The following is a 16,709-nucleotide window of genomic DNA, read 5'->3' as shown; positions in this document are numbered from 1 at the left end:
GAAAACGGGTGTAATATTGTCGCAAAACAATTACAATTGCTACTATATATCATTTCTCTTCTTTAGTGACCTTGCGCCCATGACCGACATCACCACCCATCAGGCTTCACGTAAACGCTTGCTCATCGCTTTGAGCATCACGTGCAGCTTTATGGTTATTCAGCTGGTGGCGGCGTATTTTGCTAATTCCCTGGCGGTATTTGCCGATGCCGGACACCTGTTTGTGCATAACAGCACCTTGTTTATCGCTATTCTGGCTTCGTCCATCGCATTCACCTGGCGCGCAACTTTAACGATGGCTTTAACAAGGCGGAGTTGGTTGGGGGCTTGATCAACGGTAGTTTATATCTGGCCATTAGTTTGACCATTCTCACCCTGGGGACGGATCGCTTTGTCGATTTGCAACACGGTCATGAGCGTGGCGATGTGAACCCGCAAATTATGGCGTTGGTGTCCATGCTGGGTTTTGTGTTTCATGGCACCGCCGCCTGGGTGCTTTATAAGGGCCGCAAAGAAAGCATTAATGTGTATGCGGTGTTTTTGCATACCTTTTTCGATTTGCTCTCCACGGTCACCACCTTGGTGGCAAGTGTGATTATTGTGCTGACCGGCTGGCAGCAGGTGGATGTGCTCTTTAGCATGTTGATTGCGGTATTTGTGCTGGTGACCGGCTTACGCCTGATATTCCAGTGCCTACAGCGTTTGCGTGCCTCTGCCGAGGCGTTGCCTAAGGCGACCCGGGTAGAGAAGGCCTTAAGCCGACTCGATCATGTTGCCAGTGTCCATAATGTTACCGTGTCCATAGTGGATAATGCTCCCGCGGTCGGTGCGCATATCGTTTTAAAACACCATTGTACCGTGGCCGCCCATGATGCCATCTGCCGCGCCGCGGCGGAGCAGATGTTGGCGAGTAAATTTAATATCCGCCACAGCGTGTTGCAAATTGAGGCCAGTGCCAACGGCGCTCATCATCAGCCTTGTGGTGCCAGCGAGGCAAGCTAAACGGCGCGACTGTGCGAAGATCAATTCCCTTTTACCGCCTTTGGGCCATGCTTCTAACTGGCTCTGCCAGCTTCATTCAAAGCGCTAAAGAGCGTATTTCAAGAGCCTAGTGGCTACAGGCTATTCATCTTTTCCAGGGTTTTTTCCAGGTAATACTTAGCCGCCAGGGTCGCGGCATCGCACGGCTTGGCAAAGAAGAAGCCCTGCAGGTGATGGCAGCCGAGCTTATTTAAGAAGAAGATTTGCTCTCGTGTTTCCACCCCTTCGGCAATACAGTACAGTCCCAGGCTGCTGGCTAGGTTATGTATGGTGCGAATAATGGCCTCGTTGGTGGGGTTGATGCCGATTTGGCGCACAAAGCTTTGGTCTATCTTGATCACATCGATGGGGAACTGATTGAGATAGGTCAGCGACGAGTAGCCGGTGCCAAAGTCATCCAAGAATAGCTTTAAGCCGGCGGCCCGCAATTTATTGAGCTGCGCCGCCGCCTTGGCCTTGTCGTCCAACAGGGTGCTTTCGGTGATCTCCAAGCGCAATTGTGCCGGGCTGACATCATGCATGGCGAGGATGTCTACCAAACGCTCGGTCAGGTTGGACTTAAGAATATGTATGGGCGAGAGGTTCACCGACAAATAGAAGTCATCATAGGTACTAAACCATTGCTTGAGCTCACGCAGGGCGCGATGCAGCGCCTGTTCGGTGATGGCATCGATCAGGCCTATTTCCTCGGCCACCGGAATAAACTCGGCGGGCGATATAAACTGGCCCTCGCTTTGCCAGCGCAGCAGGAGCTCAACGCCGACGATGCGTTTTTGGTGAATATGCACTATGGGCTGATAATGGTTGGTCAGCAAGTCGTCGCGATAGGCATCTTGCAGGGCATTTTCCAGCATCAGTTTGTGGGTGATGCGGTTGTTCATCTGCTCGGTGAAGAACTTATAGCCGTTACGTCCGGCGTTTTTAGCGTAGATCATCGCCATATCGGCGTTACGGATCAGGTCTTCGGCATTGTCGGCATCAAAAGGAGACAGGGCAATACCGATACTGACGGAAATATTGATGGTGATGTTGCCGATTTTAATCGGTTTTTCCAAGGTCTTGGCCAGGTGCTCGGAAAGTTCACTGAGTGACTGCGGCGATTGCACCTGCTCAATCAGTAATAAGAATTCATCGCCGCTTTGGCGGGCCAGCAGTGAATTATCATCGAGTTGCTCGCTGATGCGCTCGCAGATACAACACAGCACCTGATCGCCCACCGCATGGCCGAAGGAGTCATTCACCGGTTTAAATTTATCCAGGTCTATAAACAGCAGGGCCAGAAGCGATGAATTTTCTTTCGCGTAGTCGATGGCCTGGGCTATTTTGCCGCGCATCATGGTGCGGTTGGGTAGTCCGGTGAGCGGATCATAGTTGGCCAGATAACGTAGCTCGTCTTCGGCACGCTTTTGTTCGGTCAGGTCGGTGATCACCACCACATAGTAGCTGATCTCATCGCTTTGCTCTTGCTTGTCACGGCACACCGCAGTCACGCTGATCTGCACCGGATGGCGCATATCATGCTTGGTGCGAATTTGCTCCTCTATTCGCCAGTTATCACCCGCCGCTAACTTGCCGATCAGTCCCATATAACGCTGGAACTTTTGCTTACCCAGGGCACGCACGAAGGGCTGAATACTGAGTCCCGGGCTGTTGGGATCGGAAAACGCCCGTAAGAAACTGTCATTGGCGGAAAACGGCTGCAGATGCTCGTCTAGAATTAACAACCAATCGCTGATTTGGCCTATGGCCTCACCGAGGACCGTGGCCTGCTGGGCCGAGGCCTTGGCATCGGTAATATTGGTGTAAATTCCCGATACTTCCTTGGGTTGGCCGTTGGCATCGTATTCGGTGATCCGTCCTACTTCGTGATACCAGTGCCAGGTGCCTTGTTTATGGCATAAACGGTAGGTGAAGTCCCAGGTTGCTTGTTCGCCCTGGTTTAAAAAGCGCTTCCAGTTAAGTCGGTAACGGTCGACATCCTGAGGGTGGATTAAATCGACGTACTGCTCGAACGAGCATTGATTTTGAATTTCGCGATAACCCAGCTCTGCTGCCAGGCGGCGCTGCATAAAGCGCCGTTGCTCTACCTGATAGTGCCAGATACCGCTGTTTGAACTTTGCAGTGCCAGGTCGGTTTGTTGTTGCGAGGCCAGCAACTTGCCGTGGGCGCTATGCAAGCGTCTTTGTTGGCGTCTTAGCCACAGCATCCAGGTGCCCAGGAGCAGGGCACTGATGACTATATAGAGGGTAATGGCTACGGGTGAGCGCCAGGGCGCATACGCCACTTCAATGCCCAGATGCAAGGTACGGGACCACTTGCCCGACACCGGGTCGAAGGCGCTAATGCTGAGCTGGTGTGCACCGGGATTCAAAGTAGCAAATTGCAAGTTGTTGCTGGCGTAGTTGGGGTATTTAAACTCGCTGGCGCCGCTAAGGCTGATTTTGTATCGCACCTGATCGCGATGAATGTAATCGAAGCTGGAAAATGAAATAGTCAGGCCGAGGTCGTCATGTTGTAACTGCAATGGGGTATTGGCGTATTTGCTTGGCGTGTAGTCCAAGGGCCGAGATAGCAGGTTAATGTCGGTAATTTGCGGTGCCGGGGCAATATAATGATTGGTGGCGGTAATAAAGTCGGCGGGATCGACAATCAGCAGGCCTTTGACCGTGCCAAAAGCGAGCTCACCGCTGGCCAGCTTGGTTGCCGAAAAACCGTTGAATTCCGCCGCCGAGAGGCCGTCTTTAACGCTGAAGTGACGTAAATGGCCACTGTTGATGTTATAGCGATACAAACCGTTATTGGAGCCAAACCATAAGAAACCAAAGTTATCTAACACCGGGGTAAATACACTCAGACTACGTAGGCCTTGTGCTGGGCCGATACGGTCACGCTCTTCCAGCGTTTCTAAATCCAGGGCGACCACGCCTTCACCGTCTATGCTGATCCACAGGCTGTTATTCTGATCCAGGGTCCATGAGTCGATTAAATTGTTTGACTGCGCGTTTACGTATTTGGGTTCGTAAATGGGGTGCAGGCTGTCGTTGTTGACATCGTAGCGATATAAACCGCCGCCGTAACTAATAAGTGGGTCGTCTTTGTGGGTGGGCAATGGCGGCAAAAAGTGCGAGGCGTGTTCTGGTTGCAGCTGTTGTCCAATAGACGGCAAGGCCTCAATTGTGTTGCTGGCCGGATCGAAGCGGTAAAAGCCTGACTGGGCAATAAAGTAGGTCATGCCGTTGGCCAACTGATAGAGCCCCCAACGCAGGGCTTCAGCATCGAATCCAATTGGATGGGCGGCATTTTTAAGGGGATAACTCACGTTGTTTGTGGTCATATTCAGCAGGGCACTGCCCTGGATAGCCAGCACCCAAAGACTGTCGGCAACATGAGTCGCCAGCTGCAACTGGTAAACGGTTTGTTGCCCCATGGCCATTTTTTTATCGTCAAGGGTCATCAAGGTGGTGCTTGGCCCCTCCTTGGGGATTTTATTGAGGCCATTACCGCTGCCGACCCACAGGGTGCCATTGTCTTGCTCATAAATGGCCCATGCAGCGTGACCATGTTGGTACTTGCCAGTGGCCAGGGCTTTTTGCTTAAAGCGCATGGCCAGGGGCGACCAGGAAAATACCCCTTGGGCTTGAGAGCCGAGCCAGAGCATGCCGCTTTTGTCGCGAAACATCGACATGACGTTGTTGTCGTTGACCGCATAACGAGAGTCGCTAAAGCGGATCAGGTTGGTGGTGTGGCGGGTTTGCCGATTAAATTGCAGCAGGCCATCTTCGGTGGCTACGAAATCCACGGTGCCGTAGCGTTGCAATGACCAAATATTATGATTGTCTATCAGCGTCTCGATAACCGGCTTCTGGCCTTCAAGGTTACGTCGATATAAGCCTTCTACGGTGCCCACTAAGAGGCCAAATTCGTTATCCCACTGCAGGAATTTGATATTACGCTGGTCATTACTGGCGTGCGCAGTGGGTAAATGGGTTAATGCCGAGCTGGTACCATTATGATAGCGGAACAAACCGGTGGAGGTGCCTATATACAGGCTATCTTCGTGAGGCAGCAGGGCCCGTACCATATGGGTGGGGTTGTTCAGGCTAAACACCAGCTCCAAAGAGCGATTAGTCAGGCTGTACTTATATACCTGATGGTTAATGCCGAGCCAGATAATGTCTTGGTTATTGTTATCCTGGCTTATTTCCCAAACGGTCGCGTATTTGGCATCGACTTCGGACAGGGGGTTGCTGAGTAATTGCTGTGAGCTTAGGCTCGCCGGGTCGACTAAAAACAGGCCGTTAAGCTGAGCTGAGACGAGAAAGTTGCCATTTTTCAATGGCGTGATAGCCAAAATAGCATCGCTGGCCAGGGCAGGGTCGGCACCGTTAAAGAGGTTAAGTTGATAACCATCGTAGCGATTTAGGCCGCGATCCGTGCCAAACCACAGATAGCCGAACTCATCCTGGGCTATGGTATTAACCGTCCCCTGGCTTAGCCCTTCCTCGGTCGACAGGCGTTGCAACTGATAGCCATAGTTTACTGGGGTGGCAAAAACGACATTAGCGCTGAAAAAGAAGACTAAAAAGCTAAGTAATGCGTTGAGCAAAAAACTGATATAGCGACGCAATTCTTGACTCCAATAAGGCGCTGAAACCGATCTAGTAGGTGTATCCCTTGAACTGAGCTAGGCCATCAACAGAGAATTAACATTATAATCTGTAAATCTAGCATAGAAGTGTCCGTGGTCACTATATCTTTATAATTTCACTTCTAAAAAACATGACGATATGGTTAACATTAGAGCAACTTTTCAGCCGAAGGATTGACCATATGATAAATCAGCCAGCAAATGCCGCTTTAGCGACCAGCTCCGCACCCCTGCTTATCGTTATCGATATGCAACTGCGTTTAGCCCCCGCAATGGCAGATTACCAAGAGGTATGTGCGCGCGTGAAGCTGCTCACCGAGGTGGCCGATAAACTTGAGTTAGAGCACATTATTACCGAACAAAATCCACAGGGCTTAGGTACCACAGATCCGAGTTTGGTCAGTGCCAGCGCCAAGGTGGTAGCCAAAGACACCTTTAGTGCGGTGCAAAGCGAGGCCTTTATTGGTGCCATTGAGGAGCTGGGAGAATCACACTTTTTTTTATGCGGCATGGAAAGCCATGTGTGCGTGTACCATACCGCCAATGAGCTGCTCGCCCTGGGCTATCGAGTAACGGTTCTGGCCGACGCGGTATGCTCGCGCGACCCTGAAAATAAGGCACTGGCCTTGGCACAACTGCGTCATAACGGCGCGCAAATTTGTTCTTCTGAAACTGCCATCTTCGCCTGGATGAATAGCTGTCGCCACCCTCAATTTCGCGATATCTTGGCCTTGATCAAGTAAGGCTCGGTGACAAACGTCACGCAAAAAATGTTCAGTGGCCGCTGATGGTTAAATGGTAAGCTTGCGGCCAGTGATGAAAATCAATCAACTTTTTTATTGATAACTATTTTCGTTTAGATTAAAATTGGCGGCATATTCTAACTGAGAGTGGTTTTTATTCGTGTATATCTGTCTTTGCCATGGTGTGTCCGATAAGAAAATTGAACAAGCGATCGATCAAGGTGCTCGTTCTATGCGTGATCTTAGCTCCGAGCTAAAGGTCGGCTCTCAGTGCGGCAAATGTTGTAACTGCGCCAAAAAAATCCTAAATCAAAAGCTTATTGATATCGTCGATGTCACCGACGAAGTGGCCTGATCACCACCAAATTTAGCTAATTTCTGTTATATCTCCCTGTTTTTGTTATATTGAATAGCATGATGATGGCGAACGGCCAGGGCTCATGCACGCAAAAACTCACCTTCGACTCCTGCTGATCTCGCTATGCACATGGTATTTGATTGGCTGTAGCTCGGTTTCAGATTTCGATTCGATGCCTGAACGTCCAGCCAGTTATGCATTACCAAGTGAGGATGCTGACTTGCTAAATAGGTTTTTTGAACACCAGCCCAGTGCAGACTTATCCGGCTTTTATCCCTTGATCGATGGCCTGGATGCGTTTGCAGCCCGCATCGCCCTAGCCGAAGCGGCGCAAACGTCCATTGATATTCAATATTATTTGTATCACCGTCAGGAGACCGGCAAGGTGTTGAGCGCCTATCTTCTGAAGGCCGCAGAGCGTGGGATCAGGGTCCGTATTCTGCTCGATGATATGTCGCAGGCTGAGTCGGAGCGCGACCTGGCAGCCTTGGCACGCCATGACAATATCCAGGTTCGCTTATTCAACCCCCTTAATCATCGCAAGTTGCGTTTCCTGAGCTTTATTACCGATTATTCGCGGGTGTCGCGGCGTATGCATAATAAGAGCTTTATCGTCGACAGTCAGGTGTTTATTACCGGTGGCCGCAATATTGGCAATGCCTATTTCTCCGGAGAGGATAGCTCTCAATTTGTCGATCTGGACGTACTGAGCATCGGCCCGGTGGTAGAAAAGGCTACCCAGGCGTTTGATTTGTATTGGAACCATCCCTTAGCTGAGGATATCGACAAGCTATTTACCGAGGTCGATGACGGCCACTTGGATACCCTCAAGGGCAAGCTGGCTTATTTTGTCAGCCGAGAGTATGGCGACAGCAGTCCCTATGTGAAGCGAGTAAAGGAATCGGACCTGGTGCAGTCCTTGCGTCGAGGCAAGCTTAATCTCGATTGGGCGAGGGGATATCTATACGTAGATGATCCCAACAAACTGCTGACCGATAGCCGTAATACCAGTACCCATATGGCGCCAAAGATGATCCGCGCACTCGGCGTACCGAAACAACAAGCCATTATCATCTCTCCTTATTTTGTGCCCCGGGAGCCAGGCATGGCATTATTAAGGCGCTGGGCCGAACAGGGGGTGAAGATCACAATTTTAACGAACTCCTTATCCGCCACCGATGTGCCCGTGGTGCATGCCGGTTATGCCGGTTATCGCAAGGAGTTATTAGCCATGGGAGTGAACCTGTGGGAGCTGAAACGTAACTTCGAGGTTACCCCGAAGAAGCTTAAGATCAAAAGCTTTACCGGCTCGTCCGCCGCCAGTTTGCACGCCAAGACCATGGCCTTTGATAATGATCAGGTATTTATTGGCTCGCTGAATTTAGATCCCCGTTCATTCAATCTCAATACCGAGCAGGGCCTGGTGATCACATCGCCACGTTTCAATCGCCTGTTGCGTCGTTGGGTGGAAAATGAGATGCCGAAGTTTGCCTGGCAATTAAGTCTGGATGCAGAAGGACAGCTGCAATGGCAGAGCGTTGGTAGTGAAAAGGTGTATGATCATGATCCAGATACCAGCCGTTGGCAGCGTTTTAGCGTGTGGCTGATGTCCTTGTTGCCTATCGAAGGGGTGCTATAAAGATAGATGCAACGACCATAAAAAAGCCGCTGTAGCAGCGGCTTAATGAAGTGAGTTACATCTGCGATTGCAGGTAATTCTCTATTCCGGTGACCTTGATCAGGTGTTGCTGGGTTTCCAGCCAGTCAATCTGCTCTTCCTGTTCATGCAAAATAGCATCCAAGGCTTCACGACTGATATAGTCAAGGCGCTCTTCCGCCAGTTTAATGGCTGCGTGCAGGTCATTTAGAGACGCTGTTTCAAAATGCATATTGGCGGCGATCATTTCTTCGGCATCTTCGCCGATACGCAGGCGGCCCAGGTCTTGTAAATTAGGCAGGCCTTCTAAAAATAGAATACGCTCGATTAACCTGTCGGCGTTTTTCATTTTTTGAATCGAGACCTTGTAATCGGCCTTGTCGAGCTTGCTAAAGCCGAAGTCTTTAAACATGCGGGCATGCAAAAAGTATTGGTTGATGCCAACCAGTTCGTTGGCCAGCACTTTATTTAACGCGCTGATTACGTCCTTATCACCTTTCATTATGACACCTCGGCATCGCCCATTTGCGACTGTTGATAGTTTTGCAGGCCAATTTTATCGATCAGGCCCAGTTGCTGTTCAAGCCAGTAAACATGGTCTTCTTCGGTATCGAATAACAGTTTTTCCAGTACTTCACGAGACTGATAATCTTGTTCTTCTTCGCAAATTTTGATGGTTTCTTTTACGCATTGCACCACCTCAAGCTCAAGCTTCAGGTCGTTGGCCATCATTTCTTTAACGTTAGTACCCACAAGCAAATCGCGGCGCTTGGTCATATCGGGTACGCCTTCTAAGAAAAGGATGCGTTTGATCAGCCAGTCGGCATGTTGGGTTTCTTCTTCACGTTCATGCTCAAGACGTTCATAAAGTTTATTTAAACCCCAGTCTTCATACATGCGTGAATGGATGAAATATTGATCGATTGCGGCTAGCTCATTTGCGAGCAATTTATTAAAGCTATCGATAACTCGTTGTTTACCTTGCATTTGCCACGGCCTCGTTGTGCATTGATGGGACAAGTGTAGTCTATCTTGCCAATAAATCAAATATTTTCATTATAAATCAGGTGGTTACAATTGTAACTTATTCGCATTCCAATTTATATTTGCCGTTAGATTTTATGCAAAATTGTCGCCATAAATTGGCAATAAATTCCCACCTTGTTGATCATCTTGATGACAAACAAGGTGGGGCTAACTCTGCTTAGAACTGATACTTCAATCCGGCGGTAATGCTGGTGCCTAAGCCTTTGATGTTGTAGCCACCATAGGTATAGGCTTGGGCGCGGGCAGGGTAGTAATCGCGATTAAAGAGGTTCTCAACACCGAAATATGCATTGAGTTGCTCGGTAAACTGATGCTGACCGCTAACATTGACGACCAGATAATCGTTCACCGGGCCCTGATCGCCCACATAGTCGCCATCGACATTGGGTTCAAAGCGCTTACGGTTGCCGACATACAACAAGGTCAGACTTAAACCTGTCTCGCGACTTGGTTGCCACTGCAGGTTTGCGGTGGCTTTTGGTGGGCTGATCTGTTTGGCGCCAAGGTAAATATCGTCCTGGGTGTTTTTACCCTCAACATAGGCGTAGGTCAAAGTGGTGCGCCAGGCCGGGCTAAAGCGGTAGTCGGCCAGTAGCTCATAGCCCCATATCTCCTGAGGTGCACGTACCGGCATATAGACGCCGGTGGTTTCGTCGAAGCTATTGGTGGTACCTAACTCAGAGGTACTGCGATACAAGGAGCCTTCCAGGCGCAGCCGATCAAGGACCGAGGTAAAGCCAACCTCATAGTTATCGATAACCGATGCCTCGGTGCGGATAAGCGCGATATCGTTGACCGTGGCGGTGCGCAGCAGGCGGCCAATATCCGAGATATCGGCGCCTTGTGAATAGCTGATAAAAGGGCTGAAGGTCTCGAAAGCATTGTACTTAAGGCCGACATTATAGGTGGTAGCTGTATAGTTGAGGGTGTCGCCTTTGACATCGATTGGCACCGAACACTGAGTTTCGCTGCGACACAGCTCTAGAGTGCGGTAATCGTCCACCTCCAGGTCGATATCTTCATGGCGTACACCGGCTTTAATCACATAATGCTCATCAATAACCCATTTGCTTTGCACAAATCCAGCAAGGTTACTCATATCCATTTCCGGGACCCAAACGCGGCCATCGACCAGGGGTTGTGAAGTGACGTCGTTAAGTAAATCAACCCCATAAATAAAGGTGGCTTCGGTGCCTTGCAAATCGAACTGGCTGTTAAAGGTGGCGCGTAACCCCTCTTTTTTTGATACGATAATAGATTGGCCACCATCATACCCGGCACTTGGGTTGGCCAGGTTCGGAGAGTAGAAGAATACATTTTCAATGTCTTGAGCGTACAAATCGACCGTCAGCGCGGTGTTAGTGAACACTTCGCTATCACTGTATTTGATCATAATATTGGTATTACCGCTTGGACCTTGCGGGCGACCTTGTTTTTGTTGCTCTGCGGGCACATGAATGGCGTAGGACTTGTCGCCTTGATTGATGTCGCCAAAGACGTCGCCAAGATCGGTTTTTTGTTGCGACTTATAGTAGTTATAGGTCAAGGACAGAGATTTTTCGGCGTCGAAATCATAGCCTAATTTGGTGAAGTAGTTTTCGGTTTCGACATCGCTCAGTCCGTATTGCAGACCAAGAATATCGCCTTCGGCATCACGTTGTACGCCGTTTTCCTCGTAGCTAAGGGTGGCCAGGTAAGAGAATTTATCCAGGCGCCCATTTATCGAGCCTTCTACCCGTGCGCCCAGGGTTTCGTCGCTTTTAACGGCGCTAAAGCGCGTGGAGACATCGACCGAGGCGGAAAAGTCATCACCATTACTCGGCTTTTTGGTGATGTAGTTGATCACCCCCCCGGCAGCGCCATTACCATAGACAGAGGTGGCACCCTTGATCACCTCTATGCGCTCCAGCACGCTTGGGTCCAGGCTGCGAATACCTAAGGAGCCATTACGTAGTGGTGTCGATTGCGGCACGCCATCAATCATGATTAACGGCGCCCGACCGCGCAGGGTCTGTCCGGTATTACTTGAGCTATTGGTGCTTGGCGCCATGCCCGGCACCAGTACTTCGAGCAGGTTTTGTAACTCGGGACTGACCTTGAGCTGGGCCTGTATCTGTTCTCGGGTGATCACAGTGACCGACGCGGGCACTTCATCAATATTCTCCACCACGCGGCTGCCGGTGACTATGATATGTTCTAGGCTTTGAGCTGTTTGTTCGGCATGCAGGGGAGCGCTAAGGGCTATGGTCAAAAGAGAAAGTGAAAAACGCACGGAGATTACCTTTACTATTAAATGATTGCGCGAATGATAATGAAAATAAATCTCAATAACAATATTTCAGGTTGCTTTTGTTGTTAACAGGAGTGTTGTTTCAATAGAAACTATTAGTGCTCGGGAGCTGTGTATGTGCGACTGCACGTGCAATTGGACTGCAGAGCCCACGATGGCAGTGATAATGTCAGGGCGTAGGGTGATATGTGGAGGTGAGCCGACAAAGGAAGTCCCCGGGAGCAGACCCGGGAACTCGTTACTGTGTTATAACAGTTCTTTAGGCTTTTCTATAAAGTAGCCTTGGGCACCATCGAGACAAAGCTGCTCGATAATCTGCTTTTCTTCCAGGCTTTCGACCCCTTCGGCAAAGACGCGTACGCCGATACGGTGTGCCAGGTCGACCATCAGACGCATAAAGTATTGGTTGTTTTTATCGTCTTCGAGGCCGCGGGTGTAGCTGGCATCCATCTTAATGTAGTCGGGTTTGATCTCGCGGAAAAACTTAAACGAGGTCAGGCCAACGCCAAATCTCTCCACCGTCAGGCGGGCACCGGTGCGATGCAGCATGCCGACAAAGCGCTTACTGGCGGCGATATTTTGTTGCAAGCCTAGCTCAGATATCTCAAAGACCAGGCGTTGAGCAAAGTCACCTTCTCTGATTAAACGACGCTCCAGCCAAATAACGAACTTATCGTCATGGGCGCTGGCGGCAGAGACATTAATACCAAAATATTGGGCGCTGAGATTTCTATTCTTAATAGCATTTAACGAGTGCTCTATGATCATCTGATCAAGCTCAACCGATTTACCCAGTTGGTCGGCCATCGCCATAAAGGAGGATGTCGGCAATAAATGATCTTCTTCATCGCGAAAACGCGCTTGAATTTCTGAATAAGCCACGCTGCTTTTGCCCAGTGGCATTATGGGTTGAATGGCCAGGTTAACCGACTGCTTTTCCAACATGTCATTAATTACCTTGCGCCAGTTTTGTGTGCCTTGCACCGCACTTTCGCTGATGTCTTCCGGGCGCTGTACATGCCAAGCATTAGCATGCTTACTTTGTGCTATGTTCATGGCGACATCAACATTGGCAAGCAATTCACCGAGCGGCTTATGTTGATCATAAGGCACTATGCCGGTGTATGCGACCGAGGCGAGTTCATGCAGCTTTTGATATTGATTGAATTTGGTTTGAATTTGCGTGGCGAAGCGTTCGACTTCCTTAGGCGGTGTATTAGGGAGCACCACGGCAAAGTCTGAGCTGTTAAGACGAAATACACTGGCGGAACCATAGTTTCTAATGCCGGCCGTTAAGATATCGGCAATACTACGAATGTACTCATCCCCTTGTTGGTAGCCCTTGCTCTGGTTGATATGTTGCAACTCGGTGCCACGCACCAAGGCAATACAGCCAAAACATTCGCCATTGGCGTGCTCAATATGACGTTCGTAATATTCAACAAACATGTTGCGGTTACCCAGTTCGGTGACCACATCCTTATAGGCCTCTTTTTTAATCTCCTGTGCCGAGCTGGCAATGTTTTCCATTTGCAAGCCCAAGTGAGCCTGTAAGCGATTTAGGGCAGGGGAGATCTGAGTGGCGAGTTTGAGTTTTAATTTGTTATCGGCAAAGGCACGGTTAATCGGCTCGGGCATATCATTGCTAGTAACGAACTGATCGATAATGTTGGCAACGATATCGGCAATGCGGCGGCGATATCCACGAAATGCAGTTTTTAAGCTGGCGATGGGAATAAAGCAGATAAAGGTGATCACCAGTACGAAGTAGATCAGACCTTGTTCAAAGGCGTCAGCCATATCATTTAAATCGGCAATAAACTCAACTCGCAACTCGGCATCCTGGCTGACGGCGAATTGGCTACGTATGGTATCAAACTGTGCTTGGGCGAGTTGCGCAATAAAGTTCTCTTCGGTGCGTTGCGCTTTGGCACTGAGTACCTCGCCATTACCATCGCGTAACCAGAGTTTGTGTACCGGCATGATGGCAACCAATTGCTCGGCTAAGGCTGGAGCCTGTGCAGCAACCTGCTCGGTGGTCATGGCCGGCTGGAGATCTAAGAAGCGTTGCAGTTGCGCCTGCATTGCATCCTGCTTATGCACGCCATATGAATGAAAGACCATTATATTGGCGACAACACCGGCACAGAGGGCCAGCAGCCATAATGTAAACTGCAATAGTGTGAATCGTTTCACGGTAGCTTATCCTTTACCCTTATTGTTATTAAGTTGAAGCATGTGGTTAGGTGTGCTCACACCTGTGCAACAACAACTCAACCTCCAGCGCCCGGCACCGTGATCGTTTTGCGCACTTACATCCATGTTTAATTACCATACACCACAATAAGTTAGCGTTATAAGTTCGCTTTGCGTTTTCGCGGACATATTATCATGCAGTGGCGTGCTAATGGCAATGCACGGATACATTTTGTAATAATACAGGGCGTTTATTTACATTTAGTAGTGTGTTGAATATTAAAAACAATTATGAGTAGAGACTAGTTCAAGGAGAAAATCTTGTCTAGAAAAGGGTTGTTTTAAAATTGGGTAAAAAGAGGGGAGGATTTGAAGTTATTTTGGCTCCCCCTCCCCGACTCGAACGGGGGACCTGCGGATTAACAGTCCGTCGCTCTAACCAACTGAGCTAAGGGGGAACAAAATAATACTAGGAAGTGGCTCCCCCTCCCCGACTCGAACGGGGGACCTGCGGATTAACAGTCCGTCGCTCTAACCAACTGAGCTAAGGGGGAACAACCTAGTGCTGAAAGATATTGGCTCCCCCTCCCCGACTCGAACGGGGGACCTGCGGATTAACAGTCCGTCGCTCTAACCAACTGAGCTAAGGGGGAAGCGCCTGTCTCTCAACGGGGCGAAATATTAATGACCGCACCTGCCAGTGTCAACTAATAAAATCGGCAAAAATAAAAAAAACGACTCGTTCGCCGTTTTTTCACTCAAATTGTCTGCTAAGCAGACAAAAATGGCCTCAATTAGAGGGAACGCCATCAAGCCGGTCGGCCTCTTGCTAGTCAATCAGGCCTCTCAACTAGCAATCAATGGCTTATATAAATTCTACCTAGGCTATAAATGGGGTAAATATGAGCTCAGGTACATCACCCTCTTAAGTCTTTTTTGCCTATAGTGATCAAACCCTTATATTTAAAGGCCTCGGTTAACTTATCCACGAAATCTGTGGATAAGTCTGTTTATGAATGGGGGGAAGGCAGCAGTGGTAGGCAACAAGGAGCACTTGGGAAGAAAGCAATAGGTAAAATATAAAAAATATTATTCATATTTATCAATTAGTTAAGTTTATATGCTTAAAAGTTACAAAAACCGACATTCTTATAATTAGAAGCGTAAGGGTAAGATCGTCGTTGTGCAAAAATACAGCGTTAATTTGTACTGATGTTTAAAAGGTGTAAATTAATTGTTTTTTGACGGGTTTCATTTGTTTAATTCGATGAACAACGAAAAAAGAACATTTTTTATGCACTAATTAAGCGTGGAAGGGGGCGCCCTGATGCTTTAGAATAGAGCGCTTGTATCAGCAGCAATAAGCGTTGTTATGGCTAAAGCCGAACCTGCAATGATCCTCAGTGCGCCTATCGTGCCGACCTTACGCAAAATGACCATTCCGATGATATTCGGCATGATCTTTTTAATGCTGTTCAATCTTGTAGATACCTTCTTTATCAGTATGCTGGGTACCGAACCCCTGGCGGCCATTAGTTTTACTTTTCCCGTTACCTTTACCTTGATCAGTTTGGCCATAGGCTTAGGCATTGGCACCTCTGCCGTTATCGCTACCGCCCTGGGATCTGGGCAGCAGGCACAAGCCCGTTTTGATGGCGCGGTGGCCTTGATGGTGTCGGCGGTTATGGTCTTGGCCCTGGCCTTGGTTGGTTATTTTTGCAGTGGGCCCATATTTCTCTTGCTCGGGGCCGAGCCACAACTCTTGCCTTTAATCAATGAGTACATGCATGTATGGTTTTTGGCGAGCGTGTTACTGGTGACCCCTATGATAGGTAACGCCGTGCTGCGTGCTAATGGCGATACCAAGACCCCAAGCCTGATTATGGGGGCTTCGGGGTTGGTCAATGCGGTACTCGATCCCATATTAATATTCGGCTTTGGTCCAATTGAGGCCATGGGAGTGCGCGGTGCAGCCATCGCCAGTGCCATCTCCTGGCTGATCGGTGTCGCCGCGATTTTATACATTCTTATTGTCCATCGTCAGTTAGTTGGTATTCGTTGCCGTACTCAGTCCTTTGTAGAAGCGACGCGAAAAATCCTTAAAATTGGTTTGCCTGCCGCCGGTGCGAATATGCTTACGCCTTTGGCCATGGCGGTGATGACCGCAATTGTCGCTCACTTTGGTGCTCCTGCGGTGGCCGCCTTTGGGGTCGGCAGTCGCATTGAGTCCATTGCTTCTTTGGTGGTGTTGGCTTTGTCTATGACCTTGCCTCCTTTCATTAGCCAAAACTTCGGTGCGGGCAATACGCAAAGGGTGGAGCAGGCCTATAAGCAAACCCTGAAGTTCGTGATGATTTGGCAATTTGCCATTTATCTTGTGCTCTTGATGGTGGCTCCCTGGATAGCCAGTGCGTTCGCGACTGAGGCTCAGGTACGTGAGTTAATCCAGTTGTTTATCTATATTTTGCCCTTGTCCTATGGCCTGCAGGGAGTGATCATCCTCACCAATTCGTCGTTTAATGCCCTGCATAAGCCCATGCATGCTCTCGTGCTTAGTGTCGTGCGCCTGTTTGTGTTTTATGTGCCGATTGCCTACCTAGGTAGTCTAATTGGTCAATTAACAGGCTTGTTTATCGGCGCCACTGTGGGTAATTTATTAACAGCCATCGTCGCTTATATGTGGTTCAGCCGCGAGCTCGAACGCCAAACCGTTTAAGAAAGGGGTGTC

At 49.2% G+C, this 16,709-nt stretch carries 9 protein-coding genes, 3 tRNA genes and 1 pseudogene; 5 read left to right on the top strand and 8 right to left on the bottom strand.

Annotated features, from left to right (window positions below; genetic code table 11):
• Positions 1-79 precede the first annotated feature (79 nt).
• Positions 80-1,002, top strand: a pseudogene (locus tag C2M29_RS07370) (cation diffusion facilitator family transporter).
• 113 nt (positions 1,003-1,115) lie between these two features.
• On the opposite strand, the gene C2M29_RS07365 reads toward C2M29_RS07370, so the two are convergent.
• The gene (locus tag C2M29_RS07365) at positions 1,116-5,669 is read right to left on the bottom strand and encodes an EAL domain-containing protein (protein WP_105189136.1); all 4,554 of its coding nucleotides are present in this window, start codon (positions 5,667-5,669) and stop codon (positions 1,116-1,118) included.
• Positions 5,670-5,872: 203 nt separating this feature from the next.
• Here C2M29_RS07365 and C2M29_RS07360 point away from each other — a divergent pair, with 203 nt between their 5' ends.
• The 3 genes from C2M29_RS07360 to C2M29_RS07350 all read left to right on the top strand — a co-directional run bounded on the left by C2M29_RS07360 (position 5,873) and on the right by C2M29_RS07350 (position 8,430).
• Positions 5,873-6,433 carry an isochorismatase family protein gene (locus C2M29_RS07360; protein WP_158684666.1) on the top strand — a complete coding sequence of 187 codons (561 nt, stop codon included), beginning with the start codon at positions 5,873-5,875 and terminating at the stop codon, positions 6,431-6,433.
• A 160-nt stretch (positions 6,434-6,593) separates the two neighbouring features.
• Positions 6,594-6,788 (top strand): (2Fe-2S)-binding protein, encoded by a 195-nt coding sequence (locus tag C2M29_RS07355; protein WP_105189134.1) that lies wholly within the window; start codon positions 6,594-6,596, stop codon positions 6,786-6,788.
• A 223-nt stretch (positions 6,789-7,011) separates the two neighbouring features.
• Entirely contained in the window at positions 7,012-8,430 is a 1,419-nt protein-coding gene (locus tag C2M29_RS07350; RefSeq protein WP_158684665.1) for a phospholipase D family protein, read from the top strand.
• Positions 8,431-8,485: 55 nt separating this feature from the next.
• Here C2M29_RS07350 and bfr (C2M29_RS07345) read toward each other — a convergent pair whose 3' ends face one another.
• The 7 genes from bfr (C2M29_RS07345) to C2M29_RS07315 all read right to left on the bottom strand — a co-directional run bounded on the left by bfr (C2M29_RS07345) (position 8,486) and on the right by C2M29_RS07315 (position 14,634).
• Complete coding sequence (gene bfr / locus C2M29_RS07345) at positions 8,486-8,950, bottom strand: bacterioferritin (protein ID WP_105189132.1); 465 nt, start codon at positions 8,948-8,950, stop codon at positions 8,486-8,488.
• Complete coding sequence (gene bfr / locus C2M29_RS07340) at positions 8,950-9,435, bottom strand: bacterioferritin (RefSeq protein WP_105189131.1); 486 nt, start codon at positions 9,433-9,435, stop codon at positions 8,950-8,952. Before bfr (C2M29_RS07340) ends, bfr (C2M29_RS07345) begins: the two co-directional genes overlap by 1 nt.
• A 217-nt stretch (positions 9,436-9,652) precedes the next feature.
• Positions 9,653-11,773: a TonB-dependent receptor gene (locus C2M29_RS07335; RefSeq protein WP_442792544.1), complete on the bottom strand. Its 2,121-nt coding sequence runs from the start codon at positions 11,771-11,773 to the stop codon at positions 9,653-9,655.
• 258 nt (positions 11,774-12,031) lie between these two features.
• Complete coding sequence (locus C2M29_RS07330; RefSeq protein ID WP_233998374.1) at positions 12,032-13,981, bottom strand: EAL domain-containing protein; 1,950 nt, start codon at positions 13,979-13,981, stop codon at positions 12,032-12,034.
• Positions 13,982-14,362: 381 nt separating this feature from the next.
• Positions 14,363-14,439: transfer RNA gene (locus tag C2M29_RS07325), tRNA-Asn, on the bottom strand.
• Between the two features lie 19 nt (positions 14,440-14,458).
• Positions 14,459-14,535, bottom strand: a tRNA-Asn gene (locus tag C2M29_RS07320).
• Between the two features lie 22 nt (positions 14,536-14,557).
• A tRNA-Asn gene (locus C2M29_RS07315) sits at positions 14,558-14,634 on the bottom strand.
• Positions 14,635-15,353: 719 nt separating this feature from the next.
• Here C2M29_RS07315 and C2M29_RS07310 point away from each other — a divergent pair.
• Positions 15,354-16,697, top strand: coding sequence for an MATE family efflux transporter (locus C2M29_RS07310; protein WP_105189129.1), 1,344 nt, complete (start codon positions 15,354-15,356; stop codon positions 16,695-16,697).
• Positions 16,698-16,709 lie beyond the last annotated feature (12 nt).

The sequence above is a fragment of the Pseudoalteromonas sp. T1lg48 genome (genome assembly GCF_002964785.1).
Taxonomy (GTDB): Bacteria; Pseudomonadota; Gammaproteobacteria; order Enterobacterales; family Alteromonadaceae; genus Pseudoalteromonas.
Note: the sequence above shows the minus strand (reverse complement) of the source record. Positions and strands in the feature narration are given on the sequence as shown.

Bases quoted from the DNA above. Each gene is read 5' to 3' on its own strand.
- C2M29_RS07360 (WP_158684666.1), top strand. From the start codon at position 5,873: ATGATAAATCAGCCAGCAAATGCCGCTTTAGCGACCAGCTCCGCACCC.
- bfr (WP_105189132.1), bottom strand. From the start codon at position 8,950: ATGAAAGGTGATAAGGACGTAATCAGCGCGTTAAATAAAGTGCTGGCC.
- bfr (WP_105189131.1), bottom strand. From the start codon at position 9,435: ATGCAAGGTAAACAACGAGTTATCGATAGCTTTAATAAATTGCTCGCA.
- C2M29_RS07310 (WP_105189129.1), top strand. From the start codon at position 15,354: ATGGCTAAAGCCGAACCTGCAATGATCCTCAGTGCGCCTATCGTGCCG.